This is a genomic window from Kitasatospora saccharophila (assembly GCF_039529925.1).
GTDB lineage: Bacteria > Actinomycetota > Actinomycetes > Streptomycetales > Streptomycetaceae > Kitasatospora > Kitasatospora saccharophila.
On the sequence record NZ_BAAANS010000170.1, the window covers coordinates 1 to 738 of the forward strand.

The window sequence follows — 738 nt, forward strand, 5'->3', positions numbered from 1 at the left end:
GTTCAGCGGGTCGTAGCCGTGGGCCCGCAACCAGTTGTTGATCATGCCGGTGCCGCCGAGCACCTGCTGGAAGACGGCGACCACGATCACCCAGGACATGAAGTGCGGGACGTAGATGATCGTCTGGACGATCTGCCGGAGCTTGTTCGACAGCAGGCTGTGCAGGACCAGCGCGACCACGATCGGCGCCGGGAAGACGATGACGGTCTGGATCAGGGTGAGGACCAGCGTGTTCTTGACCGCGTTGAGGAACTCGGGGTCGCCGTTGAAGACGATGGAGAAGTTCTCGACGCCCGACCACAGGCTCTGCCCGACGCCCAGGTACGGCTGGTAGTCCTGGAAGGCAATGACGTTGCCCCACAGCGGGTAGTACTGGAAGGCGAAAATGACCAGCATTCCGGGAATGGCCAGCAGGAGGACTGGATAATCCCGTCGTAATCGCTCGCGGAAAGAAAGTTTTCGGCTGCGGGCGGCATCGCTCATAGGCGCTCCCGGGGTCAATCAATAAAATGTGATCGATCCACTTCTGATCCGGTAGCTAACCGCAGCCGCGTGAGGGTGTCAACCCTTCGGGCCGGTATCGGACACCGTCGGTTCAAACGTTGTAGACGCCGCGGGATCGGCTAACGTGTGTGGCGCCGCCGGCGAACAGCCGGGCGTTCAGTTGGGGAGGCGGGGACGGTGGAGCCGAAGAAACCGGCGACGATCCATCAGCTGGCGCAGCTGGCCGGGGTGTCG

General features: G+C 62.5%; 1 pseudogene. It reads right to left on the minus strand.

Features of this window, described 5'->3' with window-relative positions:
• A pseudogene (locus tag ABD345_RS40010) lies at nt 1-396 on the minus strand (sugar ABC transporter permease); the annotation flags it as partial.
• Between the last annotated feature and the right edge of the window lie 342 nt (nt 397-738).